Below are 24,793 nucleotides of genomic sequence, written 5' to 3'. Positions count from 1 at the left end.
GCTGTTATTGAAATCTAACAAACGGAGTTGCACACGCATGAAACTATCAAATCCTTTCGCAAGCGTGCGAAATTTCATCCGTCCCAGTGAACCTGGTTACATTTACAACCATTTCACGCCAGCATTTGATCGTTCCTTTGATCAATCTGTTACCCTACATGAAAATCGCAAATCTTATTTGCCGATGCAGGATAAATCCCTTCTTTTACGGCCGCTCAGCGACGTACATTTGATCGAAGTCTATCAAGAAGCCAAAGCGATGCGGCTCTCGGAAGAGTTTATTTCTTTAATCGAGCAAGCCATCGAGCAGCGTGGTTTATCCGAGTCTGATTAGGCTCTCTCGTCTTGCCAGACTAACGCTCTCAACCCGGCGTGGTGCCGCTATCCCTCTAGGATGGCGGCACGACGCTTTCTATGAATGGTTCCACAAAGAAAGAAGCGGAGTTGCTTGGAAATCCAGGCGCTCCGCTTCTTTTTTATCCCTGCCCGTGGTGCGATTGTTATTCCATTTCGTAAGAGACCTGTACATTAGCAGACAGCGTAATTTCGCCGGTCTGTATCGATGTGGAAGCACTATCCGCCGCGGCCTGAGGAACAGCGGACATCAAGCCTTTGTTGTACACGGGAATGCTGCCTGAGCTGGTTTGTGATATATTAACGGCCGCCTTCAATTGTTTGCCTGCTGCTTTGGCTAACGTCTCGGCTTTGGCCTTTGCGTTGGCCATCGCCTTCTCCAATGCCTGAAGCTCGTATTGATCCTGCTTCTCCGTATCAAATTGTACGCCATCCATCCGGTTGGCGCCTGCAGCCGAAAGGTTGTCCAGCAGTTGACCGATATTGATCAAGTCTCTTGTAGTGATTTGGATGCTGTGGATAGCCACATAACCGGTCACTTTGTTCGTGCCGTCTTTTTCGTTGTACGTATACTGCGGCTGGACATTAAAGTTCGTTGTCTTTACGTCCTTCTCGGCCAACTTGCTTTTTTCGAATAATACGGTCTGAAGAGCGGCAAACTTCGTCGCATTGCTGGCTTGTGCTTCCTTGGCTGTCGCTGACCGTGTTTCCACGCCCACATTGACGTAAGCCACATCTGGCGCCGCTTGCAGCTCGCCTTGCCCACTAACGGTGATAATCCCCTTCTGCACCTCTCCAGCCTCCCCGGCAGCATATACGTCGCCTTTGCCTCCGCTTGCCCCGATGACAGCTCCAATTCCTACAGCGACAGCGAGCGCAGCCGTTAATACCCACTTCGAGCGGCCTCTTGGTTTTACCATCTGATTCGTTTCTGTCCCGGTCTGAGTTTGTTCGGTCTTCTTCTCAACCATTACAATCATCCCCTTTGCATAAAAATTGGTTACATTTTCTATAACGTCATAGTCGGCCAGGATGTTGCAGTTATCTGTATCCACAGCCTTTTTGACACAGAAAAAAGCCCCATCATGGGACTTCTCTGCTTCGAAAGAACTTCTATTGCCTCAACTGGAGGCACCAGTTCATTTCTTATTGTTTATTGGTTCTCCAGCTCTTCTTTACTGACCAAATTGACTAAAGCGGTTACAGCTTGGTCGGCATCCGAACCTTCCGCGCTAATGGTTACTTCCGTCCCCGAGCTGATCGCAAGACTCATAATCCCCATAATCGATTTCGCGTTCACTTTTTTTTCGTCTTTCTCGACGAACACCTCGGAAGAAAACTTGTTCGCTTCCTGAACAAAAAGTGCGGCCGGTCTTGCATGAAGACCTGTCTTCAGTCGAACGACAACCGGATGCCTTGTCATGGAAACCTTACCCCCTAAACTTAATTCAATCGTGCGATTGAGATTGCAAACGTCATTTTATTCTCCATTATACCACTTTTGCAGCAACTTAACTAGCCTTATGCTACCCGTTCCTTAATTTTTCCGCAAGTTCGTCGAGTTTTCTCAATCTATGGTTCACGCCTGACTTGCTGACCTTCCCTTTGAGGATCTCGCCGACTTCCTTTAAATTGATATCCGGATGCATGAGGCGCACCTCTGCCACTTCCCGCAGCTTCTCGGGCAGATTCTCGAGGCCCATTTCCCTTTGGAGCAGTTTAATATTGTCAATTTGCCTGACAGCAGCGCCGATCGTTTTATTAAGATTCGCTGTTTCGCAATTAACAATACGGTTCACCGAATTGCGCATATCGCGCATAATCCGGACATCCTCGAACTTGAACAGCGCCTGATGGGCACCAATGATGTTCAGAAGCTCGATGATCTTCTCGCCTTCCTTCATGTAGAAAATGAACCCTTTCTTACGCTCGATGCAGCGCGCGTTCAAGTCGAACTTGTTCGCCAAATCCACCAGCGCCTTGCAGTGCTCCTCATACATGACGGCAATTTCTAGGTGATACGAAGAACCTTCCGGGTTATTGACAGAACCTCCGGCCAGAAAAGCCCCCCGCAGGTAGGAACGCTTGCAGCAGGACTTGCGGAGCATTTCTTTGTCAATCCCCTGATTAAACATAAACCCTTCGGAAACAATACGCAAATCGCTCAGGATTTCCTGAACCTTGGCCGGTATGCGGACAATATACACATTGTTCTTCTTGAGCCTCATTTTCTTGCGGACAAGCAGCTCTGTATGGACATCGAACTGCTTTTTGATAAGGGTATATATCCGTCTGGCAATGGCTGCATTTTCGGTAGAGATATCGAGAATGACTTTGCGGCTGGATACCGACACAGATCCGTTCATCCGAATGAGGGCAGACAATTCCGCTCGCTCACAGCAGGGCTCCGACTCTATAAGGGTTAGTTCTTTTTTCGTTTGGGCCGCAAATGACATCGTTCTCTCACCTCTTTCGTTCCATCCAGTTTTCCACCAGCTGATAAATATGATGGCTTAACTGTACCGCATCGTGACGCAAATAGGTGCGAAACAGCACAAGCCGGTCGGCGATGACTTTATACCCGCGGCGTTTCACTTCATCCAGATCCAAATGAACGGCCTCGGCCCCAAGCTCCGCATATTTCAGCTGCACCTGAGGTGGGATTTCACCATTATTCACGATAACATAGTCAAACAGATGATGCCCGACATGGGCATGAACAGCCGCCAAATGATCACTGACCGAATAACCGTCCGTCTCTCCAGGCTGAGTCATGACATTGCATACAAACATTTTGATCGCGTCCGAGTCCATAATGCTCTGTGCCAGCTTGGGAACCAGCAGATTCGGGATAATGCTGGTGTACAAGCTTCCCGGACCGATCAGGATGGCATCGGCGTCCTGAATCGCTTCAACCGCTTCCTTCAGGGGCTCCACATCAGCAGGCTCGATAAACACCCGTTTGATTGGCTGTCCCGCCTTAGGGATATTCGACTCCCCGGTCACGATCGTGCCGTCCGCCAATTCCGCGTGCAGCACGATCGCCTGCCCGGCCGCCGGCAGAACGCGTCCGCGAACCGCAAGTACCCGGCTCAGTTCTCGAACAGCGGATACAAAGTCCCCTGCGATGTCAGTCATCGCGGCCAGCATCAGATTGCCAAGGCTATGGCCGGCAAGGCCGGTACCATTGCTGAAGCGGTATTTGAGCAAATCAGACAGCAGCGGCTCCACATCAGCCAAGGCAATAAGCACGCTCCGGATATCGCCGGGCGGCGGCATTTGCAGCTCGCTGCGCAGAATGCCCGAACTCCCGCCATCGTCGGCAACCGTTACGATAGCTGTAATATCGAGCGGCTTCTCTTTGAGTCCCCGCAGCATTACAGACAGTCCCGTGCCGCCGCCGATAACAACGATACGGGGCTGTCGTTTTTTGTTGGCTTGTTCAGTCATGGCCCACCTCAGTGCCGATCACGATCAGCATCCCGATGGCTGACCCGAATGAGCTCTGTATCGCTGCTGCCCAGCGTACGGCCCAAATATTCAGCAAGAGCCACGGAACGATGCTTGCCGCCTGTACAGCCGATCCCAATGACAACCTGACTTTTGCCTTCTTTGCGGTAAAGCGGAATCAGAAACTGCAGCATATCCAGCAGCTTGGCAAGAAAGGTCTGCGTCTCCGGCCATTTCATGACATATTCATAAACCTCGGGATCCTGCCCCGTGTTTGGCCGCAGATGCTCCACGTAATGCGGATTAGGCAGAAAACGGACATCGAAGATCAAATCCGCATCAATCGGAATGCCGTATTTGAAGCCGAACGAAGTAATATTAATGGATATTATGCTCAGATCGGCATTGGCAAACCGGGACATGATTCTTTCCTTGAGCTGGGCTGGCTTCAGATTGCTCGTATCAATGACCTGAGTTGCCCAGCCCTTCAAATCCTCCAGCATTCTGCGCTCCAGCTTGATGCCTTCCAGCGGGAGGCCTTCCGGAGCGAGAGGATGGCGCCGCCGGCTTTCCTTATATCGCTGTACAAGCACACTATCGGTAGCATCCAGGAACAAAATTTCATAACCGATTGTAAAATGATCCTTCACATAGCTGAGTGATTCCGATAATGCCGTAAAGAACTCGCGTCCCCGCAGGTCGATAACAAGCGCCACTTTACCTATTTTGCCATTAGATTGCTCAATTAACTCGGCAAACTTCGGAATCAGAACCGGCGGCAAATTATCGACACAGAAATAGCCGAGATCCTCCAGGCTCTGCACTGCAATCGTCTTTCCGGCCCCGGACATGCCCGTGATGATGACCAGCTTTGCCATCGCTGTTCCCGCATCCATCGCTTATTCCTCCCAACCACTGCAACCGTTAATCGCAGCAATTTGCGATTCGGTTGTCAGTACCGCTGCAACCGTTAATCGCAGCAATTTGCGATTCGGTTGTCAGCACACTAGCAACCGTTAATCACAGCAATTTGCGATTCGGTTGTCAGTACACTAGCAACCGTCAATCGCAGCAATTCGCGATTCGGTTGTCAGCAACCCTGCCAACCTTTAATTCCAAGCTCAGGTATATTAACGTGCGTCTGCTCAATCCCATATTACACAACGGGCACGATATTTATTCGGTCAGGTTGGAAGCTTTTAAGAACGAATGATCAAACCGGCAGCCCCTACGACTCCCGCATTGTTGCCAAGAATAGCCGGCAGGATTTCGACACCCTCCTGGGCCATCTCCGGTGTCAATTTGCTGAACACTTCCCGAATCTGTTCGAACAGGAACTCGCCCGCTTTAGACACTCCGCCCCCAATAATGAAACGCTGAGGATTCAGGATGACTGCAACGGCAGCCATGGATTTACCTAAATAAAATGCGGCACGATTAACGATCCGGATCGCCACTTCATCGCCTGCTTTCGCAGCATCCAGCACATCCTTCGCCATAATGTCCGGTACAAAGGATAACGATGTACGGTCTCCACGTTCTACAGCATCCTTGGCCATTCGAATAATGCCAGTTGCTGAGGATACGGTCTCCAGACAGCCCATTTTGCCGCAGTTGCATTGAATGGCTTCCAGATCGGGCACCACGGACATATGCCCAAGCTCCCCGGCCATTCCGCGGAAGCCTTCGACGATTTTACCGTTAATGATGACTCCGCCGCCGACACCGGTTCCCAGCGTGTAACATACGCAATCGGATATCCCGCGTCCTGCGCCGGCCCAAGCTTCGCCAAGCGCTGCAACATTCGCATCATTATTAACGAGAACCTTGGTTTGCAGCTTTTCTTCCAGGATTTCCTTCAGAGGCACATTATTAAAATAAAGATTTACCGATAATTTCACGATCCCTTTGGGTATATCCAGGAAGCCGGCGATACCAACGCCAACGCCTTCAACCTGATCCCAGCTGAATGGGGATTGCTCTACGATTAAACGGGCGTAATCCGCAATATTTTGACATACAACATCCGAGCCGTTCTCAACACCTGTCGGCCCTTCATACGTATGGAGAAGCTCGCCTTCACTACTGCAAATTCCTAATTTAATCGTAGTTCCGCCGATATCAACGCCAATAACAATCTTCTCAGACATGAATAGGACACCTCAATAATATAGGGATGGGGGGCTTCTGTGTTCAACTATAAGCGAACGTTACCAACTGGTCAAGCATCTGGAAAACGTTGAAAAGCCTAAAGATAGCCTCCTGCTTGCCGGAGGTATGCACCTCGGAAGCCTTACATGAAGCGACGCCGTCCATGCTGGGTGGACAGCGTCTTTTTATCATCATATTGCATCAGAATCTGTCTGATGAGCTTTTTTTTGCAGAGTCGTTTAATCCTGATTAAGGATTTCGCTCCAGTCATGAACAGCGTGACCCTCGACGAATTTCTCGCAATCCAGAGCAGCCATACAACCGCTGCCTGCTGCTGTAATCGCCTGGCGGTACTTATGATCCTGGACATCACCGCAAGCGAATATACCCGGTATATTGGTCTCTGAAGTGCCAGGCTTCACAATCAAATAGCCAGTTTCGTCGGTTTCCAATTGACCCCCAAGAAACTTGGTGTTCGGAGTATGGCCGATAGCGACAAAAATACCATCCGTTTCAATAATTTCTTCAGCGCCCGTTTCGTTGTTGCGCACTTTCAAGCCGGTTACGCTGTGCTCGCCAGCCACTACCTCAAGAGGAGTACGGTTCAGAGACCACTTGATTTTGCTGTTCTCGCGTGCGCGGTCCTGCATAATTTTGGATGCGCGCATTTCCTCACGGCGGTGAACGAGTACGACCTCGGAAGCGAATTTGGTCAGGAAGCTTGCTTCCTCCATTGCGGAATCGCCGCCGCCGACCACGATTATTTTTTTGCCGCGGAAGAAAAATCCGTCGCAGGTGGCGCAGGTGCTGACACCGCGTCCGACATTTTCCCGTTCATTGGGAATACCCAGATATTTGGCCGATGCTCCAGTCGAGATAATAAGCGATTCAGCCTGCAGCTCGCCTTGACCTTCAACCTGAATCGTGAACGGACGTTTGGACATATCAACCGAGTTTACCCAGCCTGTGCGGAACTCCGCTCCGAACCGCTCTGCCTGCTTGCGCATATTGGCCATTAAGTCCGGACCCATGATCCCGTCAGGGAAACCGGGAAAGTTCTCCACATCTGTAGTTGTCGTCAGCTGTCCGCCAGGCTCCGGCCCTTCAATGACAAGGGGGTTCATGTTGGCGCGGGCCAGATAGATGGCCGCCGTCAGTCCGGCAGGTCCTGTTCCGATAATGATTGATTTATACATACAAAATTCCTCCTTCACATTCGCATGTTCTTATTCTTGGTGATCTGCAGTTAAAGCGGGAAAAATCATTTTCATTTTTTCCTTGATACCGCATATTTCATCAATGCGTTTGGCGCATTTGCTTACGGTCGCAATGGATGTTCCATAACGCTGGGACACCTCATGGTACGAAATCGCCCGCCGGTGCATTTTGGCCGTTAAATATTCCAATGCGGCTGCCCAGCCCTCGACCTTGCCGAGCTTGGGCACGTCCGGATAAACGCGTGACAGAAATTCAATCCAGAGGGTGAGCAGATCATGCTGCTGCACCAGATCATAGTGCTTTTTCATACGGACAAGCGCAGCTTCAAGCACAGCCTGCCACTTCTCCTCCCAGACCGGAAGACGGGAAGGCATGCGGCTGTGTTCAATAACCGTATCTTCCCCTTCAAGTATCGCATGGAGAGAATCATGGACACCAATGGACCGAAGTACAAAGATAGCGATTCTTTTCAGATAATCCTCTTCCTGCGGCTCAATTATAAATTCACGCAGCGCATCTTTAACCTCATTGTCTGCAATTAAACCAAGCGCCTGAATGACTTGAAGCTTCGTATGCCGATCACCGTGGCGCAGCGCCCAGAAGAATGAGGACCGTACGAGCGGATCCCGCTTCAGATGATCAGGAATCGCGTCGGTTGACTTCTCCCAGAGCTTGAACTGCTCCTCGAAAGGCAGATGATAATGATAGCTGATGGGGGCAGGATGCTTCCCTGCACGCACACTGGCTAGCTGCTCCAGGTAATAGCCGGGAACATTGGATGTCGGATCCATTTTGCCAGCCTGCAGCCACAAACGCTCTGCCTCAGCGAATCTGCCTATATTGCTTGAAGCAACAGCCGTGTAATGATACAAGCAGGCATCCGATTGCAGCGAGCTGTCCCTGAGCAGCCTCGTGAAATGCCGATAGGCTTCCCCATGCTCGCCAAGTATGCCCATTGTGGTCGCCAGTTTAAACACATGCTCTTCATGAAAAGGCACCGTCTTGCCCAGCAGCTCGACGAGCGGCTTCAATTGAACCTGATCGTTGGAATGCTGATAAAAAATCGCCAGATTGCACAGCGCATGCAGATTGCCCGGCTCAATTTCCAGAACGTCTCCGATCGTCGCAAGCGCCTTGTCGAACAACCCCATATAATAGTAAGCCAACGCCAGATTGTTGCGTGCAGCAAGAAAGTTCGCGTTCTTCTCCACGATGCTCTCGAGCAGTCTCACCGCTTCTACAAACTTGCCTTCCTCCAGCAGCGAGCGTGCCTGATCATGCTCATAAACACCCTCTCGCGCCTTGATAAAGGCAAGCTTGGTGGGCCGCTCCAGCTCATAATGGAGCAGCTCCATCATCTCTTCGGATTCTTCGAGGAACTGTCCTTCTTCGTCCTCTTCCAGATAACGGACCAGCGCTTCCTCTGCCGCTTCATACATCTCCATATTGGCAAAATTATTCGCCATATAAAAATGGCATTCCGTCATTTCGGGATCCATCTCCTCCACGATCATACGGAGGATATCGTTAGACCCTTCATAATTGCCCATTTCAGACAAAATGCCAGCCATATTGCAATGGTTAACCGGATTATCCGGTTCGTATTCGACTGCACGCCGGAAATACTTCAGTGCCTTGTCATAATGATATCGATCCAGCGAGCGTACAGCTCGCTCGAAGAAGAACGTAGCATCCCATTGAATCGGTATAACTTTCGTTTTGTTATTCACGGCCGCACGTTTCTTTTCTTTCATCCGCAAGGCACCTCCCCGGTACTTCAAAGTTTCTACGATTATACCATAGCGCGGCCTATCCATACACGAAAGAAATGTGGCAAAATCGCGGACTGCCCGCACTGACGACTAACCGCTTCCAATAAAAGGGCGATTAATAGGAGTGGGGAGCACACGCGATTCAGGGGTAGGTGCTGCCGGAATAAGGCAGTCATATATAGAGCAATTCGCGATCAGCCAGAAGAAAGAGCTCCTCTATTATCCCGCAAAAAGCGCTGTTTGCCAAAAGCTACACGCCCGCGTTTTTGAACAAGGTGCTGATTGAGCCGCCCTGCGTAATGATACGGGTTGCTTCTGCAAGCATTGGCGCAACCGACAGCAATGTGAACCGGTCGGAGCGATTGTCAGGCAGAGCGATGGAATCCGTCACGATGACTTCTTTAATATTGGGATGATCTAATCTCTGGAGGGCAGGCCCGGAGAACAACGGATGCGTAGCGCATACGTATACATCTTCTGCACCGCGTTCCTTGAGGCTTTCCACAACATTGACGATCGTCGTTCCGGTATCAATCAAATCCTCAATAATAATCGGCGTCTGGCCTTCAACATCCCCGATAACATGGGTAATGATGGATTCATTATGCGTGGGACGTTTCTTGATCATAATCGCAAAAGGCGAATCCAGATAATTGGCCAGCTTCTCAGCGGTGGAGGCCCGTCCGGCATCAGGCGATACGACAACCGGATTCTTGATATCCTTGCCCTTCAGATAGTCACTGATCAGGTCAAGCGCAGTCAGATGGTCAACCGGGATATTGAAGAAGCCCTGGATGGCCGGCGCATGCAGATCGATGGTGATAACGCGATTGGCCCCGACGGTCGTCAAAACATCCGCAAGCATTTTGGCCGAAATCGGTTCACGCGGTGCGGCTTTCCGCTCCTGGCGCGCATAACCGTAATAAGGCACGATGATGTTGACGGTTCGCGCGGAAGCGCGTTTGGCAGCATCGATCATGACAAGCAATTCGACAAAATGATCATTGATAGGATGAGAAAAAGACTGCACGATGAAGACGTCGCAATTGCGGATCGTTTCTTCATAATGGACATAGATCTCGCCGCTTTTGAAACGGGACAATTTGACTTTACCGAGGTGCAGACCAAGTTCCTCGCTGATCCGTTCGGTAAGCTTCGGGTTCGAGGAACCCGAGAAAATACGCAGCTTGTCGCTAAACATGATACCCTCCTGAGCGATTAAACTACTGAATTTGCATCTGCCTGATGCATCATTCATTCATACGTTTCTGTAGTTCGACAAGTTTCATTATACATGGAAACGGCAATAATTCAAAAACAAGAAGAAACTTCCCGCCGTTTTGTTGCGGCGGATTAGTTTCTTCCCTCAGACCGTATAGATATTAATTTCTTATATTTGGATCATATGTCGTTTTCGGCCATCAAAGGTCGCCAATTGCGTAATCCCGCACTCTTTCAGCATCGCTCGCGCATCGTCCAAATATTGGCCAAGCCGCTCCGGCTGATGGGCATCGGAGCCAAGCGTAATGGGGATCCCCAAATCGCGGGCCCGCTCAAGCATCCGGCGGCTCGGAAACATCTCTGCCGCGGGTGTCCGAAGGCCAGATGCATTCAGCTCAATCGCAACATCATAATGCTTCACGGCCTCCAAAGCAGCATCCTCAAGATGAGTGACACTGCTATCCGGCTGATAGCCGAAGCGCTTGATGACATCGATATGCCCGATATAGTCATACAGCCTGGAGGCCGCGGCTTTGCCGATGGCGTCATAATACTGTTCGTATACGGCAAGGCGGTTACGCCCTTCCCAGCCTTGTGTCTGGCGGAAGTCGGTAATATCCCAAGTGCCCAGAAAGTGGACCGAGCCAATCACATAATCCCATGGATAAGCAGTCGTGATGGCTTCAATCTGTTCTTCCCAGCCTTCGATATAGTCGCCTTCGAGGCCAATGCGAAGATCAATTTGACCTTTATATTTGGCTTTCAGCTCGAAGCATTCCTCCACATAACGCGGCAGCTCATCCATCGGCATTGCCATCTCCGGCAGATAGGTCGCCGGGTCGACGTGTATCAACGGCATGTGGTCGGAAAGCCCAAGCTGGTCCAGCCCGATCTCGATCCCCTTGCGCACGTACTCCTCCAGCGTACCGACGGCATGTCCGCATCTTTCATGGTGGGTGTGATAGTCAATCCGCATAAAGAGGTTCACCGCCTTCTTCAGTCTTGAATGCTGCAGCCGCCCGCCAGAAAAATGTTACGAGGATTGCTTCGATTTATTGTGACGGTGCCCCAGCTCTCTCATTACATCATCCAGCGGCATGCCGCGTTCGCGCAGCAGCACCATCAAGTGAAAAATAAGATCGCTGGTCTCACAGCGCAGCTCGTCGTTATCTTTATTTTTGGCCGCGATGATCACTTCCGCCGTTTCCTCGCCGACCTTCTTCAGAATCTTGTCGACGCCCTTCTCGAACAGATAAGTCGTATAGGCACCTTCCGGACGCTCCGCGTAACGCTGAGCAATAACGGCCTCCAGCTGGTTCAGCATGGCAAAACGGTCACCGGTCGGTTCCACTTCGCTTGCCTCAGTCCCGGAAATCCCCTCCACTTCATTATAGAAGCAGCTATAACGGCCGGTATGGCAAGCCACGCCTTTTTGTTCCACTCGGACAAGAAGCGTATCGCCGTCACAATCGTAATGCATCGAGACAATGCGCTGGGTATGCCCGCTCGTTGCCCCTTTGTGCCAGAGCTCACCGCGTGAGCGGCTCCAGAACCAGGTTTCTCCCGACTCCGCTGATTTTGCCAGCGATTCCCGGTTCATGTAGGCCATCATCAGCACTTCCTTGCTGATGGCATCCTGTATGATTGCCGGCACCAGGCCGTCATCATTCCACTTGATTTGTTCCGCTGCCGCCTCTATTCCCTTATTGCTGCTGTTCATCGAACTTCGACTCCTTTTTGCCGCAAATCATCCTTCACATCGCGGATCGTCATCTCTTTGTAATGAAAAATAGTCGCCGCCAGCCCAGCATCGGCGTGTCCCTGCTCAAACACATCATAGAAATGCTCCACCCGGCCTGCGCCCCCGGAGGCGATGATCGGAATGCCCAGCGTATCTGACACGGCCTGCGTCAGCTTGAGGTCAAATCCATCCTTCGTGCCGTCCGCATCCATACTCGTCAGAAGAATTTCTCCCGCGCCGAGCAGCTCAACCTCCTTCGCCCAGGCCAGAGCCTTCATCCCGGTTGCATTTCGTCCGCCATGCGTATAGACTTCCCATTCTCCCCATTCCGGGTTGAATTTGGCATCAATCGCTACAACAATGCATTGTGAACCGAATTTACGCGCCCCATCCTTGACGAGGGCGGGGTTTTTGACAGCCGCGGTATTAATGCCAATTTTATCAGCTCCTGCGCGAAGCAGACGTTTCATATCGTCGACATGGGCAATTCCGCCGCCAACCGTAAATGGAATGGTAATTTCACCGGCTGTTCGCTTGACCACTTCCACCATCGTGGCTCTTCCTTCATAAGAGGCCGAGATATCGAGAAATATCAGCTCGTCTGCCCCCTCTTTATCGTAGGTCGCCGCAAGCTCTACAGGATCCCCGGCATCGCGCAAATTGACGAAATTGACCCCCTTAACCACCCTGCCATCCTTCACGTCCAAGCAGGGGATAATCCGTTTAGCCAACATACGCCATCCCCCTTTATGTGTACCGATTTGAACTATCGCCGATTAAGCCATCATTAAGCTCGCATTCATTATAATTACACTTCTTGACAGCAAGCTATTTTTCTCTCCGGCAAAAAAGTTCAGCACCCGAACTTCCTCTCCTGAAAAGCCTGCCAGCTCCACCAACTATCTATAACCGTTTACTGGCGGACCACCTGACGGGACGCAGTCAACGCGAGAAAATTACCCAGCAGCTGCATGCCAAGATCGCTGCTCTTCTCCGGGTGGAACTGCATTCCGTACACATTGTCACGTCCCACAATGGCGGTCACCGGCTGATGATAATCAGTCGTGGCAAGCAGATCCTCCGCCTGCTCCGGTCTGACATGGAAGGAATGCACGAAGTAGACATGTCCCTCCTCCAACCCGCCGAGCAGCGGACTCTCCCGATGAAACGTCAGCTTGTTCCAGCCCATATGCGGAACCTTATAGTCCCCCTGAAAACGGACGACCTTCCCAGGCAGCAAGCCGAGCCCTTGGTGCTGGCCGTATTCTTCGCTTTCGGTGAACAAGAGCTGCATGCCCAGGCAAATACCTAGCAGAGGCTTGCCTGAAGCGGCATAGAACTTGACGACATCCTCAAGCTTCGTATTCTGCAAATTCTGCATGGCATCGCCAAAAGCCCCGACACCCGGCAAAATCGCACCGTCCGCCTCCATTATCTCTTTCACGTCCGCCGTGACCAGCGCCTCATAGCCAAGACGCTCCACCGCTTTGCTGACGCTGTGCAAATTGCCCATGCCGTAATCGATGATAGCAATCATCTACAGCACCCCTTTCGTTGAAGGGACTCCTTGCACCCGTGGATCAATACTTGTTGCTTCATCAAGCGCACGGCCGAGCGCCTTGAAAACAGCTTCAATCATATGATGGGTATTCAAGCCGTAATGAACAATAACATGCAGGGTCATCCTTGCTTCAAGCGCCAGCTTCCACAGAAACTCATGGACCAGCTCCACCTCAAAACTCCCCACCTGGGCGGATGGATACTGAGCCCGATATTCAAAATGCGGACGGTTGCTCAGATCAATGACCACCTGCGCCAACGCTTCGTCCATAGGAACGAACACAGAGGCGTAACGCTTGATGCCCCGTTTATCGCCCAATGCTTCCTGAATGGTTTGGCCAAGACATATGCCGATGTCCTCCACTGTATGATGATCATCAATATCGACATCGCCGCGCGCCTCGACATTCAAATCAAAGTGGCCATGCTTCGTGAACAAATCCAGCATATGATTCAGAAACGGCACATCCGTTTCGATCTTCGCCTGTCCGCTGCCATCAACAGCAAACGCCAGCTTAATATCCGTTTCGTTTGTTTTCCGCGCCACATCGGCTGCGCGAATGACATGATCCGCCATAAGAGATTCCCTTCTTTCGCTCTCGAGGATAATAATTACATAGATGCTTTACTTGCCTGTATACCTAATACCACAGCTGCTTATTCCCGTTCCTGCTCCAGACGGATCTCAATGGCTCTGGCGTGCGCTTCCAGACCTTCATGCCGCGCAAGCGTCATAATGTTATCCGCATTGGCCAGCAGCGCGTCCTTACTGTAATAAATCAGGCTCGACTTCTTGACAAAATCGTCTACGTTCACAGGCGATGAGAATCTTGCCGTCCCGTTGGTGGGCAGAATATGATTCGGTCCCGCAAAATAATCACCGACCGGCTCAGAGCTGTAGGGGCCAAGGAAAATCGCCCCGGCATTCTCGATGCGGCCAAGCAGCACCATCGGCTCCGCCACCATAATCTCCAAATGCTCCGGCGCCATCCGGTTGATTACCGCAATCGCTTCGGCGATAGAGTCCGCAAGCAGTACCGCTCCGTGGCTGTCGATTGATTGGCGGGCAATGCTTTGCCGAGGCAGGCTTGCCAATTGGCGCTCAACCTCTGCGGAAACAGCCTCTGCCAGTGTCCGGGAGGTCGTGACCAGAATGGCGGAAGCCATCTCATCATGCTCGGCCTGCGAGAGCAGATCGGCTGCCACGTAAGCCGGACTGGCGGTATCATCGGCCAATACAACGATCTCGCTGGGTCCGGCGATGCTGTCGATATCTACAGCGCCGAAGACGGCCCGCTTGGCCAGCGCCACATAGATATTGCCTGGCCCGCATATTTTGTCCACAGGCTGGATACTTGCCGTTCCGTAAGCAAGCGCGGCTATGGCCTGCGCCCCGCCGACGCGGTACATTTCCTTGACGCCAGCCTCGGCAGCCGCGACCAGAATATAAGGATCGATGCCCGATTTGCCGCCCGTTGCCGGGGGCGTCACCATCACAATCTCCGGTACGCCAGCCACCTGAGCGGGTATGACATTCATAAGCACGGAGGAAGGATATGCTGCCTTCCCGCCTGGGACATATACCCCTACCCGCCGCAACGGACGCAGGAGCTGTCCCAGCATCGTCCCATCGGGCTGCACATCCATCCACGATTGGCGCACCTGCTTCTCATGGAAGGAACGGATATTCAAGGCCGCTTGCCGAATGGCCGTCAAGAATGCCTCGTCCACAAGGTCGTACGCCGCATGAATTTCTGCTTCCGTCACACGAAGCGACTGCGCGTCCAGCCTGACACGGTCATGCTCTTCCGTATAGCGCAGCAATGCCGCATCTCCCTCAGTCCGGACATCCTCCACGATTTGCCGGACAGTCTCGTTCTGCTCCGGTGTCCCGTACTCCACCTCGCGGGTTAAACCATACTGCTCCGCACGCAGCATACGCATGACGCATCGCTCCCTTCATCATACTGTCACCTAAACTGTGCAGCGTCTCTTTAGTCCTGCTTGCCGCAGGCTGACTTCAATGCCGAACTCATCCGAATGCCTGGATTCTCCAGCCAACGGCTCTGTGGGAACGGCAATCGTTAGGATTACATCAAGCTTCCGCTTTGGCCGCAATCGTCTGCTGCAGCTTGTCGCACAAGCTCTGGATCGCATCATTCTTCATTCGGTAGCTGACGCGATTGGCAATCAGCCGGCTTGTAATGCCGAAGATCGTTTCCATCTCGATAAGACCGTTCTCACGCAGTGTCTGACCGGTCTCAACCATATCGACAATCCGGTCGGCAAGACCGATCAGCGGCGCCAGCTCGATGGAGCCGTTCAGCTTGATCACTTCGACCTGCTGCCCGCGCTCGCGGAAATACTGCGAGGCTACACTTGGATATTTCGTGGCTACACGCGGATGAATAACCGGCTTCCAATCCGGCAATCCGATAACCGACATGCGGCATTTGGCAATGCCCAGATCGAGCAGCTCATAAACATCCTTGTTTTCCTCCATCAGCACATCCTTGCCTACAATGCCGATGTCCGCCACACCGTATTCCACATAAGTCGGCACATCAACCGGTTTGGCCATAATAAAAGACATGCCCACCTCCGGCATCTCGATAATCAGCCGCCTCGTATCGTCAAAATCGCTGGGAATGGGAAGACCGGCCTCACGGAAAAGCTTCGACGCCTGCTTGTATATACGCCCCTTTGGCATGGCTACCTTTAACAGCTCTCCACCAGAGGAGGTTCCTTCGGTCAGGCTCGATGCTCCATTCCACAATCCATCCTGCAAGCTCATCACGCGCGACCCCCTCTTCCGAAAAATGTCAACAGCCTTGAGAACGTTATACCCTTATACACGATCTCCTGCTTGCTCCCAGCATTAGCGGCTGCGGCAGCAGCAGCCTTCTGAGCGTTCTGATCCATCTTCTCTGTGACAATCACTGCCGAGCCTTCCTCACGCAGACGCTGGGCTTCCAGAAGCGCCTGCTGCCTTCCTGCCGCATCATAACCGATTAATATCCGCTTTGCAGGTCCTGTCGCTGTACCGTCACCGATTAACTCCAGAATGCGCGTCGTCTTCAGCGCAAATCCCGTTGCCGGAGCAGGTCTGCCGAACTGCTGCAGCAGATTGTCATAACGGCCTCCGCTTGCTACCGGTGAACCCAGATCAGCAGCATAGCCCTCGAAGGTCATGCCGGTATAATATTTAAAATCCCCGATCATCGTTAAATCAATGAGCACATGCTCGCAAACACCGTAAGCCTCGAGCACATCCCATATCTCACGCAGATGATGAATCGCTGCCCGGGCTGTCTCGTTGGCGCCAAGCTGCAGTGCCTGTTCGCATATCTCCTGACCGCCGCGCAGCCTCAGAATGCCTTCAAGCTCTTTTTGAACAGGCTCTGCCAGCGACAGTGCGTGCAGCCGATCACGGTAACCGACATAATCGCGCCCCAGCAGGCAGGCCTTCAGCTCTTCCTGGGCTTCTTCCCTCCCTTGGAGCGTTTCCTCGAACAAGCCGTTCAGGAAGCCTACATGACCAATCGCGATCTTGAACCGGTCAACCCCCGCCGCTTTTAGAGAAGCGATGGCAAGCGCCACAACTTCCGCATCGGCATCCGCCGATGCGTCACCTACGAGTTCCACTCCAGTTTGGAAAAACTCAGCTTCGCGCCCCGCTTCTTCCTCGATTGCCCGGAACACATTCGAGTGATAGGATAAACGAATAGGAAACTCGGATTCCTTAAGCAGGGAAGCAACGACCCTGGCGATCGGCGCCGTCATATCGGAACGCAGGACAAGCGTCGTTCCCCGGTTATTCAGCAGCTTGAACAGCTTCTGATCCGAGGTTGAGCTTGCCACGCCCACCGTATCGTAGTATTCCATGGTCGGCGTCATGATCTGCTCATAGCCCCATGCACTCATACAGGCGAGCACCTGGTTTTCAATTTGCCGCAGTCTGGATACAGCATGCGGCAGGTAATCTTTAACCCCGATCGGCTTCTCAAAACCTTTTGGTTTGGACATGTATATTCACCCACATACGCTTTAGTTTATTAACGTGCTACCAAGTTACCATACTGCCAAAATAAAGTGATTAGACGTAATGATATCACGCTCATTTCCATTCGTCAAGAACTCGAATGGGCGACTCCTCCAACAAAAAAACGACCTTCAGACTGGAAAGGCCGTTCTTTTCGAATGCCATAACTCTTACTCCGACGGTTTAATTTCCCTTAAAGGATTGCCGCCTACAAAAGCCCCTGCAGCTACATTCTTATGCACTACCGAGCCTGCAGCCACCACAGCGCCATCTCCGATGCTCACCCCTGGCAGTATCGTGGTGTTTGCGCCGATCAGGACATCTGAGCCGATAACCACATCACCCAGTCGATATTCCCGGATCAGATACTCATGCGTCAAAATCGTGGTGTTGTACCCGATAATCGTATTATCTCCGACTTTAATCCGTTCCGGAAAAAAAACATCAACCATCACCATAAGCGCAAAGGCCGTATCGCGCCCGACCTTCATACCCAGTATGTGCCTGTAGATCCAATTCTTCATGGGCAGAGACGGACAATATCGCGTTATCTGTATACATATGAAATTACGCACAGCCTTGAACCGGCTGACTGTATGATACATTTGCCATAAGGCATTCGGCCCTTCAACCGGATAGCGCTCCACGTTCCTCAATTCGACTACAGCTCCAATCCGACGAGCGCGTAGAGATCGCGCATATCATGAATGATGTGACGCGCCCCGCTTTCCATCAGCATGGCCTCGCCTTTGAGGGACCAGGCAACCCCAACAGAGATGACTCCGGCAGCTTCGGCAGATTGAATATCCACAATACTGTCACCGACCATCATCGTTGTTTCCGGCTGTGCGCCCAAAGCTTCCATTGCCAGGAGCACAGGCTCTGGATGAGGCTTGGGATGCGTCACGTCATCAATCGTAACAATCGCATGGGGCTGAATGTAATCGTACAGGCCCGTATAACGCAGACCGCGTTCTGTCGTCAGCCTCATTTTGGTTGTGACGATTCCGATCTGAACTCCTGCTTCATGCAGCCTGGCCAATACCTCGTTTACCCCTGGAAATGATTTCACATACTCGTCATGCATCCTCAGATTGATCTCACGGTAAGCGGCAATAAGATGAGATACCTCTTCCAGCCCTGAAAATAACTGCATCTGGTCCTGCAATGGCTGCCCCATACTCGGAATGATATGCTCTCTTCCGAATTGCGGCGGTACGATATCACGCAGCGCGTGCAGAAAAGAATGAATAATCAATTCATTCGTATCCAAAATAGTTCCGTCAAGGTCAAACAAAATGGTTCGTATTTTTAAAGTCATGATCAGCCGTTACCCCTTTATGCCTTCATCCTTGTGCTCCGGTGTATCTTTGCGGTCGGCTTCACGCGGTTCAATTATCGTTTGCTCAACAATATCCGGAGCCGCTGCTTCTGCATCGGGATCAACGCCGGGCTTTACCCCCGCTGGCAGACCCGTACGACGGTTGATAATAGGATCCGCATACCGCTCGGATGCGGCTCCCGTAACACGACGGATGATAATGATCGCGATCGCAGCGATAATTAACAAAACAGCCAGCAGCTGGGAGATACGGACATCACCATATGCGGCGTCAAGATTGCCAGGCTCAAACGCAACGGTCATCGGTGACCACAAACCATTCATAATTGAAACAAGCCAAGCCGGTCCGTCAAAAGCCAAACTGTCTGTTCTCAGTCCTTCAATAAAGAAGCGCCCGATGGAATACCAGATGAAATACGTCATGAGCATCTCACCGGCCCGCATAAATGCGCGGCGGCGCAGCACGAACAGCAGAATAATCCCAATCAGGTTCCATAAGGATTCGTACAGGAAGGTCGGATGATGGAAAACACCGCCTACATTCATTTGATTGACGATCCAATCGGGAAGATGGAGCGTGTCGCGCAGCAAACTCTCGTCAACAGGTCCTCCGTAGGCTTCCTGATTGACAAAATTGCCCCAGCGGCCAATAATTTGTCCGGCAATCAGAGAAGGGGCGCAAATATCCATAATCCGCCAAGGGTTATAGCCCTTGTAGCGGAAGTAGAGGATACCGCATATCATGGCTCCAATTAAGGCACCATAGATGGCAATACCGCCATTCCATATTTTAAACACGTCCAGGAAATTGTCCTTGTACTCGTCCCACTTGAAGGCGACAAAATAAATCCGCGCCCCAATAATAGCAGAGGGAACGCCGAGTAAAAGCAGATCCATAAAGAAATCCGGCGACAACCCGTATCTCTTTCCTTCCTGAACAGCCAGCAGCAGTCCAACAAGCGCCGCCGTGCCCAGAATAATACCGTACCAATGAACACTAATCGGCCCCAATGAAAAAGCGATTGGATTTAAAAGCAATTCATACATCCACAACGGCTCCTTTTATCAATCAAAATCATCCGAATCGTCAGCAATGGTTTCGGTCAGCTTGTTCGTAAACTGAAGCGCCGCGTTATAGCCCATACGCTTGAGCCTGAAGTTCATCGCGGCCACTTCGATAATAACCGCCAAGTTGCGCCCCGGCCTCACCGGAACGGTTACAAGCGGAACATCGGTATCGATAATGCGCGTCGTCTCTTCATCCAGGCCCAGACGGTCATACTGTTTGTCTGGCTGCCAGTTCTCCAGCTTAATGACCACACTGATCCGCTTCATTGTACGAATCGCCCCGGCACCGAACAGGGTCATCACATTAATAATCCCGAGTCCCCTAATCTCCAGCAAATACCGGATCAGCTCAGGAGCACTTCCGTGGAGCTGTCCATCCGATGTCTGTCTGATCTCCACAGCATCATCCGCAACAAGACGATGGCTGCGCTTGACCAGTTCCAGTGCTGTTTCGCTTTTGCCAATGCCGCTGCCCCCGGTGATCAGTATGCCAACTCCATATACGTCAACCAGAACACCATGAATCGTAGCTGATGGCGCAAGCTTGCGTTCCAGGAAGTTTGTAATTCTGCCAATCAGAATGGTGGTCGCAACATGACTTCTCAGTACAGGAATTTGTTTTGCATTTGACTGTTGAATGAGTTCAAGCGGCGCTTCAAGGCCACGTGTTATGATAAAACAAGGCGTCTCATCATCACAAAGCCGCTCAATCCGGTCCATCCGCTCTTCATTGCTGAGCGTGTCCATGAACGCAAGCTCCGTTTTACCCAGAATTTGCACCCGTTCCTTAGGGTAATAATGAAAATAACCAGCCATCTCCAAGCCTGGTCTCGACAAATCATCGACCGTTATGCTGCGGCGCAGACCATCTTCCCCACTGACAATTTCAAGCTGAAATTGTTGGACAAGCTCCGACACCTTAACTTTTTTAGCCATTGTCCGGCCTCCTTAATCGCTTCCCTTGCATCTGCAATTGCTATGTACATTTCCAATGTAATCATCGTATAGGAAATAAGCGCTGAAATCAACGTCTCCCATGATCTTCAAAACATTTTAGGCTGTTTCGTCAATTCCAAACCAGGACTTCCGACCGTTATCGGCCTTGACCAGTCCGGCTATTCCGCTGCTGGCATCGTTCAATCACAGCTTCCGTCGCGCATTGCGGGCAGTCAGGAGACAAACAAAAAACAACCGCCCCTCACAGGACGGTTGTTCGAATACTGAATGCCTTGTCTTATACTTCAAACAGGTTCAATTCAGTTTCTTTATCAAACACATGAACTTTGTTCATATCAAGCGCAAGCTTCACGTTCATGCCTTCTTTCAAGCCTGAGCGGCCATCAACACGAGCGATAATGGTGTCTTTGCCAATACCGTTCAGGTACAGGTACATTTCATGACCCAAGTTCTCGGAAACCTCGATATGAGCGTTTACGATGGAATTTGGCGATGCTTCCAGGAATACAGGCTCTTCATGGATATCTTCCGGACGAATACCAAGAATGATATCTTTGCCAATGAAATTTTTGTCGCGCAGCAATTTTGCTTTGCCTTCAGGGATGACAACATCAACACCCGTTGTTTTGAAAAGAACGGCTCCGTTTTGCTCTGTCAGTGCGCCTGTGATGAAGTTCATCGAAGGAGCTCCCATGAAACCGGCCACAAACAGGTTTACAGGGTTATTGTACAAGCCTTCTGGCGAATCCGCTTGCTGAATGATACCGTCTTTCATAACAACGATACGGTCACCCATCGTCATGGCTTCGATCTGGTCATGTGTTACATAGATGCAAGTGGTTTCAAGACGTTTAACCAGTTTGCTGATTTCCGCGCGCATTTGGCCACGAAGTTTAGCATCCAAGTTGGAAAGCGGCTCATCCATCAAGAAGACTTGCGGTTCACGAACGATTGCACGGCCGAGCGCGACACGTTGACGTTGCCCACCGGACAATGCTTTTGGTTTACGCTCAAGCAGATGTTCGATATCAAGAATTTTAGCGGCTTCACGAACACGTTTCTCAATATCCGCTTTTTTGAATTTACGAAGTTTAAGGCCGAAGGCCATGTTTTGATATACGTTCATATGTGGGTACAAAGCGTAAGATTGGAATACCATCGCGATATCGCGGTCTTTAGGAGCGACATCGTTTACAAGACGTTCGCCGATAAACAATTTACCTTCGGAAATCTCTTCCAGGCCAGCTATCATGCGAAGCGTGGTCGATTTACCGCAACCGGACGGACCAACAAGAACAAGAAACTCCTTGTCTTTAATGTCAAGGTTAAAGTCCTTAACCGAAGCAAGATCAGTACCAGCGTATTTTTTGTAAATATGTTCTAAGCGTACACCTGCCATTTGTATTTCCCCCTAAACGGATATTGTTCATCACTACTATATACATCTTATATCAGCACAGGCTATATGACTATGCACATACTTTACAAAAAAGTCACTTTCTTTTCGTCACTTTGTACAATAGTAATATGATTTTCACCAATACAGCATCCCGAAACAAACGCACATCCAGTTCTGTTTCCTGTTTCAGCTTGTCCAACCGGTAAAGCAGTGTATTTCGATGAATATATAATTTTTTCGCCGTTTCGCTGACATTGCAGTCCAGAGAGAAGAACGTTTCCAGCGTTGTCAAAATCTCCGTCTCCAGAAAAAAATCGGTCCGCTTCAGCGCCTGTTCCACAAACTTGGCCCGCTGAGCCTCAGGAATTGTATTCAGCAGTCTTTCCAAATGCAGAAGCCATGGCAGATGAATATTCGAGCCCACATGGAACGCTCGGCCCAGATGAACAGTCTCACGCAGCAGCGCGGTCGTGGCCACTATCGAATTTGCCGGAGATATTGGCGGTGCAACCGCCAGGTGACATTCCCCCAGCCATTCGCTGGCCAGCATCTCATGCAGCCCGGATGCAATCGGTTCCAAGCTTTCTTCGACCGATTCCTCCGCTTCCTCGTCACGCTCCTCTGACTGCGCATCGCGAATCAGCGAGATAGGTCCCAGAACCAGCCATTCCTGTTCCTTTAACGGTATCAACATCATATCCTCGGCCAAAAACGTACGCAGCAGCTTCTCAAGATCAACATAGCTTGTCCTGCCGACATCTACCTGTTCCGACACGAGAAGGAAAGGTATCATATTGGAGAACAACCGGCCTCTTGCCATTAGCCTGTCGGGTATCGATACCTGGGATTCGCTAGTTTCCAGCTGCTCCACAATCCAAGCACCCAGCTCACGCGCATAACGCTCCGACTCCGTCACGCCTTCGAAATTTTTCACGTTTGAGGAACGAATCTGCGTTAATGTCCATCCAATCAGCTTCATTTCCTTATCCGAGAGCTTTGCGCGTTCTACTTCAATATAATCGACATACTCGGAATCACTGCCAAGGGCAAACCATAAAGGCCCTTTGGAAACAACCATATAATCTCCAGGAGTAACCGCACCGGCTGAACAAAAAAAACTCAGAGCGCTTTCACTTTCATCGACATGCGTTTTCCATTGCTGCACAGGCAGCTGGAGTTGGCGCACCGGGCAATCGAGTATCGTTTGCAACTGCTCGATCCATTTTGCTTCACTCATCGGCTGGCCCCTATCCGTAGAACGCTCACTGCGTCCTTTTTTTAGAATATAAGAAAGTATAGATTACAGCCTATACGTTGCTTATATTTTTGAGTGAAGAAACCTGCTGTGCAGCCAAAAGACGGCGACAGCCGTTTCTTCTTGAAAATCCAGAATATAGTTGCATCAAAGCTACAAACAACTATGGACGACAAAACATAAGACAGCTTGCTTCTGCGTCATTGTATCATACATCCCAAAGGATTTCAGCTTCATGCATAGCTGGTGGCGCTTAACAAAAAAATCCATGGACATCTTGTCCATGGATTCTGATATATGCTGGTCATCATCAAAAGTGTAGAAATGGTGAGCCATGAAGGACTCGAACCTTCGACACCCTGATTAAAAGTCAGGTGCTCTACCAACTGAGCTAATGGCTCTTGCAGAATAAGGAATGGTGGAGGGCGATGGGTTCGAACCACCGAACTCGTAAGAGAGCAGATTTACAGTCTGCCGCGTTTAGCCACTTCGCTAGCCCTCCACGTCATAAAACAAAGGCAAGTCTGCCTTGAAAAAATGGTGGCTCGGGACGGAATCGAACCGCCGACACGAGGATTTTCAGTCCTCTGCTCTACCGACTGAGCTACCGAGCCACGTTTATTTTGGGTTCCCTAAAAGTAAAAATAAGCTCTTTACATTATGGGGATGAATGGCGGAGCTGACGGGATTCGAACCCGCGGTCTCCTGCGTGACAGGCAGGCATGTTGGGCCACTACACCACAGCTCCGTATGTAGACATTCATGGTGGAGGCTGACGGGATCGAACCGCCGACCCTCTGCTTGTAAGGCAGATGCTCTCCCAGCTGAGCTAAGCCTCCATAATAGGTGTGGTAGCGGCGGAGGGAGTCGAACCCACGACCTCACGGGTATGAACCGTACGCTCTAGCCAGCTGAGCTACACCGCCACACAAAATGCCCCAAAACTGCTTGTCCTTTACAACGACTGGGGCCAGCCTGCAAAGTCAGGAACTCGACAAATGAATAATCGTCGTGTGCGTAAAAAATGGGAATGAGCCGCACTTGTCGGCTGATCATCCATCATTACACCCTGAAAACTGGATACGAACGTTTGCGAAACGTTTAGCGGCTTGATTCCCTCCAGCCCTTCGGCTGACGGGTGGAACAAGACTGCTCTTGTTCCGGTGTAGGATAAGCCCTCGACCGATTAGTATTCGTCAGCTGCACATCTTGCGATGCTTCCACCTCGAACCTATCGACCTGGTCGTCTACCAGGGGTCTTAC

At 51.0% G+C, this 24,793-nt stretch carries 24 protein-coding genes, 6 tRNA genes and 1 rRNA gene; 1 reads left to right on the top strand and 30 read right to left on the bottom strand.

Annotation, left to right across the window (positions count from 1 at the left end):
- Positions 1-37: 37 nt before the first annotated feature.
- The gene (gene sda / locus AC0YOB_RS15740; protein WP_210045080.1) at positions 38-334 is read left to right on the top strand and encodes a sporulation histidine kinase inhibitor Sda; all 297 of its coding nucleotides are present in this window, start codon (positions 38-40) and stop codon (positions 332-334) included.
- A gap of 166 nt (positions 335-500) precedes the next feature.
- Here the strand turns inward: sda and AC0YOB_RS15735 are convergent, their stop codons facing one another.
- From AC0YOB_RS15735 to AC0YOB_RS15590, 30 genes are all read right to left on the bottom strand, one after another.
- The gene (locus AC0YOB_RS15735; protein ID WP_475793587.1) at positions 501-1,325 is read right to left on the bottom strand and encodes an SIMPL domain-containing protein; all 825 of its coding nucleotides are present in this window, start codon (positions 1,323-1,325) and stop codon (positions 501-503) included.
- Positions 1,326-1,507: 182 nt separating this feature from the next.
- Complete coding sequence (locus AC0YOB_RS15730; RefSeq protein ID WP_188999798.1) at positions 1,508-1,777, bottom strand: HPr family phosphocarrier protein; 270 nt, start codon at positions 1,775-1,777, stop codon at positions 1,508-1,510.
- A 103-nt stretch (positions 1,778-1,880) separates the two neighbouring features.
- Positions 1,881-2,810 carry a DNA-binding protein WhiA gene (whiA, locus tag AC0YOB_RS15725; RefSeq protein WP_210045082.1) on the bottom strand — a complete coding sequence of 310 codons (930 nt, stop codon included), beginning with the start codon at positions 2,808-2,810 and terminating at the stop codon, positions 1,881-1,883.
- Positions 2,811-2,817: 7 nt separating this feature from the next.
- Positions 2,818-3,804: a gluconeogenesis factor YvcK family protein gene (locus AC0YOB_RS15720; RefSeq protein WP_475793586.1), complete on the bottom strand. Its 987-nt coding sequence runs from the start codon at positions 3,802-3,804 to the stop codon at positions 2,818-2,820.
- Positions 3,805-3,812: 8 nt separating this feature from the next.
- Entirely contained in the window at positions 3,813-4,700 is an 888-nt protein-coding gene (gene rapZ, locus AC0YOB_RS15715) for an RNase adapter RapZ (protein ID WP_210045084.1), read from the bottom strand.
- Positions 4,701-5,003: 303 nt separating this feature from the next.
- The gene (locus AC0YOB_RS15710) at positions 5,004-5,954 is read right to left on the bottom strand and encodes an ROK family glucokinase (protein ID WP_475771121.1); all 951 of its coding nucleotides are present in this window, start codon (positions 5,952-5,954) and stop codon (positions 5,004-5,006) included.
- Between the two features lie 240 nt (positions 5,955-6,194).
- Positions 6,195-7,151: a thioredoxin-disulfide reductase gene (gene trxB, locus AC0YOB_RS15705; RefSeq protein WP_210045086.1), complete on the bottom strand. Its 957-nt coding sequence runs from the start codon at positions 7,149-7,151 to the stop codon at positions 6,195-6,197.
- A gap of 30 nt (positions 7,152-7,181) precedes the next feature.
- Complete coding sequence (locus AC0YOB_RS15700; protein WP_475793585.1) at positions 7,182-8,927, bottom strand: tetratricopeptide repeat protein; 1,746 nt, start codon at positions 8,925-8,927, stop codon at positions 7,182-7,184.
- Positions 8,928-9,195: 268 nt separating this feature from the next.
- A complete protein-coding gene (locus AC0YOB_RS15695) occupies positions 9,196-10,146 on the bottom strand; it encodes a ribose-phosphate diphosphokinase (protein WP_210045088.1) in 951 nt (316 codons plus the stop codon).
- Between the two features lie 189 nt (positions 10,147-10,335).
- Positions 10,336-11,142: a histidinol-phosphatase HisJ gene (hisJ, locus tag AC0YOB_RS15690; protein WP_475793584.1), complete on the bottom strand. Its 807-nt coding sequence runs from the start codon at positions 11,140-11,142 to the stop codon at positions 10,336-10,338.
- Positions 11,143-11,199: 57 nt separating this feature from the next.
- On the bottom strand, positions 11,200-11,886 hold the full coding sequence (hisIE, locus tag AC0YOB_RS15685) for a bifunctional phosphoribosyl-AMP cyclohydrolase/phosphoribosyl-ATP diphosphatase HisIE (RefSeq protein WP_475793583.1): 687 nt from the start codon (positions 11,884-11,886) through the stop codon (positions 11,200-11,202).
- Positions 11,883-12,641, bottom strand: a complete 759-nt coding sequence (hisF, locus tag AC0YOB_RS15680; protein ID WP_210045091.1) for an imidazole glycerol phosphate synthase subunit HisF — start codon at positions 12,639-12,641, stop codon at positions 11,883-11,885. The genes hisIE and hisF overlap by 4 nt, the downstream gene beginning before the upstream one ends.
- 179 nt (positions 12,642-12,820) lie before the next feature.
- Positions 12,821-13,444 carry an imidazole glycerol phosphate synthase subunit HisH gene (gene hisH, locus AC0YOB_RS15675; protein WP_475793582.1) on the bottom strand — a complete coding sequence of 208 codons (624 nt, stop codon included), beginning with the start codon at positions 13,442-13,444 and terminating at the stop codon, positions 12,821-12,823.
- Entirely contained in the window at positions 13,445-14,044 is a 600-nt protein-coding gene (gene hisB, locus AC0YOB_RS15670) for an imidazoleglycerol-phosphate dehydratase HisB (RefSeq protein WP_475793581.1), read from the bottom strand.
- 80 nt (positions 14,045-14,124) lie between these two features.
- Positions 14,125-15,411: a histidinol dehydrogenase gene (hisD, locus tag AC0YOB_RS15665; RefSeq protein WP_475793580.1), complete on the bottom strand. Its 1,287-nt coding sequence runs from the start codon at positions 15,409-15,411 to the stop codon at positions 14,125-14,127.
- A 151-nt stretch (positions 15,412-15,562) separates the two neighbouring features.
- A complete protein-coding gene (gene hisG, locus AC0YOB_RS15660) occupies positions 15,563-16,177 on the bottom strand; it encodes an ATP phosphoribosyltransferase (protein WP_210045111.1) in 615 nt (204 codons plus the stop codon).
- 83 nt (positions 16,178-16,260) lie between these two features.
- Complete coding sequence (locus tag AC0YOB_RS15655; RefSeq protein WP_475793579.1) at positions 16,261-17,493, bottom strand: ATP phosphoribosyltransferase regulatory subunit; 1,233 nt, start codon at positions 17,491-17,493, stop codon at positions 16,261-16,263.
- 186 nt (positions 17,494-17,679) lie between these two features.
- A complete protein-coding gene (locus AC0YOB_RS15650) occupies positions 17,680-18,114 on the bottom strand; it encodes an acyltransferase (protein WP_379113789.1) in 435 nt (144 codons plus the stop codon).
- Positions 18,115-18,170: 56 nt separating this feature from the next.
- The gene (gene ppaX, locus AC0YOB_RS15645) at positions 18,171-18,830 is read right to left on the bottom strand and encodes a pyrophosphatase PpaX (RefSeq protein WP_475793578.1); all 660 of its coding nucleotides are present in this window, start codon (positions 18,828-18,830) and stop codon (positions 18,171-18,173) included.
- 9 nt (positions 18,831-18,839) lie between these two features.
- On the bottom strand, positions 18,840-19,898 hold the full coding sequence (gene lgt, locus AC0YOB_RS15640; RefSeq protein WP_475793577.1) for a prolipoprotein diacylglyceryl transferase: 1,059 nt from the start codon (positions 19,896-19,898) through the stop codon (positions 18,840-18,842).
- Between the two features lie 18 nt (positions 19,899-19,916).
- Positions 19,917-20,855 carry an HPr(Ser) kinase/phosphatase gene (hprK, locus tag AC0YOB_RS15635; protein WP_210045099.1) on the bottom strand — a complete coding sequence of 313 codons (939 nt, stop codon included), beginning with the start codon at positions 20,853-20,855 and terminating at the stop codon, positions 19,917-19,919.
- 298 nt (positions 20,856-21,153) lie between these two features.
- Positions 21,154-22,275 (bottom strand): ABC transporter ATP-binding protein, encoded by a 1,122-nt coding sequence (locus tag AC0YOB_RS15630; RefSeq protein ID WP_475793576.1) that lies wholly within the window; start codon positions 22,273-22,275, stop codon positions 21,154-21,156.
- 94 nt (positions 22,276-22,369) lie between these two features.
- A complete protein-coding gene (locus AC0YOB_RS15625) occupies positions 22,370-23,512 on the bottom strand; it encodes a PucR family transcriptional regulator (RefSeq protein ID WP_475793575.1) in 1,143 nt (380 codons plus the stop codon).
- Positions 23,513-23,855: 343 nt separating this feature from the next.
- Positions 23,856-23,931 (bottom strand) — tRNA-Lys (locus tag AC0YOB_RS15620).
- A 15-nt stretch (positions 23,932-23,946) separates the two neighbouring features.
- Positions 23,947-24,032 (bottom strand) — tRNA-Tyr (locus AC0YOB_RS15615).
- Positions 24,033-24,068: 36 nt separating this feature from the next.
- Positions 24,069-24,144 (bottom strand) — tRNA-Phe (locus tag AC0YOB_RS15610).
- 57 nt (positions 24,145-24,201) lie between these two features.
- A tRNA-Asp gene (locus AC0YOB_RS15605) sits at positions 24,202-24,278 on the bottom strand.
- Positions 24,279-24,293: 15 nt separating this feature from the next.
- Positions 24,294-24,369 (bottom strand) — tRNA-Val (locus tag AC0YOB_RS15600).
- Between the two features lie 10 nt (positions 24,370-24,379).
- Positions 24,380-24,456 (bottom strand) — tRNA-Met (locus tag AC0YOB_RS15595).
- 240 nt (positions 24,457-24,696) lie between these two features.
- Positions 24,697-24,793 (bottom strand): 23S ribosomal RNA (locus AC0YOB_RS15590); the annotation flags it as partial.

This window comes from Paenibacillus sp. JT31N17, assembly GCF_056269255.1.
The sequence above is the reverse complement of the archived record's forward strand: the minus strand, read 5'-3'. Positions and strand labels throughout refer to the sequence as shown.

Bases quoted from the DNA above. Each gene is read 5' to 3' on its own strand.
- sda (WP_210045080.1), top strand. From the start codon at position 38: ATGAAACTATCAAATCCTTTCGCAAGCGTGCGAAATTTCATCCGTCCC.
- AC0YOB_RS15735 (WP_475793587.1), bottom strand. From the start codon at position 1,325: ATGGTTGAGAAGAAGACCGAACAAACTCAGACCGGGACAGAAACGAAT.
- AC0YOB_RS15730 (WP_188999798.1), bottom strand. From the start codon at position 1,777: ATGACAAGGCATCCGGTTGTCGTTCGACTGAAGACAGGTCTTCATGCA.
- whiA (WP_210045082.1), bottom strand. From the start codon at position 2,810: ATGTCATTTGCGGCCCAAACGAAAAAAGAACTAACCCTTATAGAGTCG.
- AC0YOB_RS15720 (WP_475793586.1), bottom strand. From the start codon at position 3,804: ATGACTGAACAAGCCAACAAAAAACGACAGCCCCGTATCGTTGTTATC.
- rapZ (WP_210045084.1), bottom strand. From the start codon at position 4,700: ATGGATGCGGGAACAGCGATGGCAAAGCTGGTCATCATCACGGGCATG.
- AC0YOB_RS15710 (WP_475771121.1), bottom strand. From the start codon at position 5,954: ATGTCTGAGAAGATTGTTATTGGCGTTGATATCGGCGGAACTACGATT.
- trxB (WP_210045086.1), bottom strand. From the start codon at position 7,151: ATGTATAAATCAATCATTATCGGAACAGGACCTGCCGGACTGACGGCG.
- AC0YOB_RS15700 (WP_475793585.1), bottom strand. From the start codon at position 8,927: ATGAAAGAAAAGAAACGTGCGGCCGTGAATAACAAAACGAAAGTTATA.
- AC0YOB_RS15695 (WP_210045088.1), bottom strand. From the start codon at position 10,146: ATGTTTAGCGACAAGCTGCGTATTTTCTCGGGTTCCTCGAACCCGAAG.
- hisJ (WP_475793584.1), bottom strand. From the start codon at position 11,142: ATGCGGATTGACTATCACACCCACCATGAAAGATGCGGACATGCCGTC.
- hisIE (WP_475793583.1), bottom strand. From the start codon at position 11,886: ATGAACAGCAGCAATAAGGGAATAGAGGCGGCAGCGGAACAAATCAAG.
- hisF (WP_210045091.1), bottom strand. From the start codon at position 12,641: ATGTTGGCTAAACGGATTATCCCCTGCTTGGACGTGAAGGATGGCAGG.
- hisH (WP_475793582.1), bottom strand. From the start codon at position 13,444: ATGATTGCTATCATCGATTACGGCATGGGCAATTTGCACAGCGTCAGC.
- hisB (WP_475793581.1), bottom strand. From the start codon at position 14,044: ATGGCGGATCATGTCATTCGCGCAGCCGATGTGGCGCGGAAAACAAAC.
- hisD (WP_475793580.1), bottom strand. From the start codon at position 15,411: ATGCGTATGCTGCGTGCGGAGCAGTATGGTTTAACCCGCGAGGTGGAG.
- hisG (WP_210045111.1), bottom strand. From the start codon at position 16,177: ATGCCAAAGGGGCGTATATACAAGCAGGCGTCGAAGCTTTTCCGTGAG.
- AC0YOB_RS15655 (WP_475793579.1), bottom strand. From the start codon at position 17,493: ATGTCCAAACCAAAAGGTTTTGAGAAGCCGATCGGGGTTAAAGATTAC.
- AC0YOB_RS15650 (WP_379113789.1), bottom strand. From the start codon at position 18,114: ATGTATCATACAGTCAGCCGGTTCAAGGCTGTGCGTAATTTCATATGT.
- ppaX (WP_475793578.1), bottom strand. From the start codon at position 18,830: ATGACTTTAAAAATACGAACCATTTTGTTTGACCTTGACGGAACTATT.
- lgt (WP_475793577.1), bottom strand. From the start codon at position 19,898: ATGTATGAATTGCTTTTAAATCCAATCGCTTTTTCATTGGGGCCGATT.
- hprK (WP_210045099.1), bottom strand. From the start codon at position 20,855: ATGGCTAAAAAAGTTAAGGTGTCGGAGCTTGTCCAACAATTTCAGCTT.
- AC0YOB_RS15630 (WP_475793576.1), bottom strand. From the start codon at position 22,275: ATGGCAGGTGTACGCTTAGAACATATTTACAAAAAATACGCTGGTACT.
- AC0YOB_RS15625 (WP_475793575.1), bottom strand. From the start codon at position 23,512: ATGAGTGAAGCAAAATGGATCGAGCAGTTGCAAACGATACTCGATTGC.